A 766-nucleotide genomic window follows, 5' to 3' on the forward strand; every position below is an offset into this window, starting at 1 on the left:
CAAGTTCCAGGTCGTAGCTCAAGATAAGTAATATCAGCTCGCCAAGTACTAGCTTTTGGCTTGTTTTTGATCAGATTGGGACGTTGTAAATAATCAACATGAGTACTAGGCTTTTTAAAACGCCGATGCATGAGAGAGTGAATCTTCATTTCTTGCATTAGCCGAAAAATCCGTTTGACACCAACTATAATTCCCAGTCTATTTAATGCTAGTTTGATTCTTGGATAACCATAAGCGCGATAGTTTTCTTCCCAAATTTTTCGAATGCTTGCTTTTAAATGACGGTCAACACAATCGTGTTGACTAGGTTGATAGTTCAACCAATGGTAATAGGTGCTACGAGCTAATCTTAAAGTTGAGAGTATTAAGGATAGGCGGTGATAGGGTAACTGAATCTTAATGAAAGCAAGAGTTTTAACTCGCCCTAACGCTTTCCCAGTAACACCGCCGCAGCTTTTAAAATCTCCAATTCCTCCTTGAGACGTTGGTTCTCTTTTTGTAATTTTTTAAATTCTTTAGAAGTAACTTCAGTTCCATCATCAAGTTCAACTGATTTTGCATCTTTAATCCAGTTATGAATTGATGCAGGAGACACTGCATATTCTTCTGAGAGAGAACGAACTGATCTCTTTTCCTCGGTGTGCATTTTAATAATGCTTGCTTTAAAATCATCAGTATATCGTTTCATACAAAAACTCCTATCCTAGTTATTTTATTATGGCACAACTGTCTAAAGATTTGTGTACCAAATACTAGGATAAGAGCA

The 766-nt window shown here is 36.8% G+C and carries 1 pseudogene; it reads right to left on the minus strand.

Annotated elements, in window-relative coordinates:
* Positions 1-688 (minus strand): annotated as a pseudogene (locus FC19_RS11435) (IS3 family transposase); the annotation flags it as partial.
* Between the last annotated feature and the right edge of the window lie 78 nt (positions 689-766).

The organism is Liquorilactobacillus aquaticus DSM 21051, assembly GCF_001436755.1.
GTDB classification, from domain to species: domain Bacteria; phylum Bacillota; class Bacilli; order Lactobacillales; family Lactobacillaceae; genus Liquorilactobacillus; species Liquorilactobacillus aquaticus.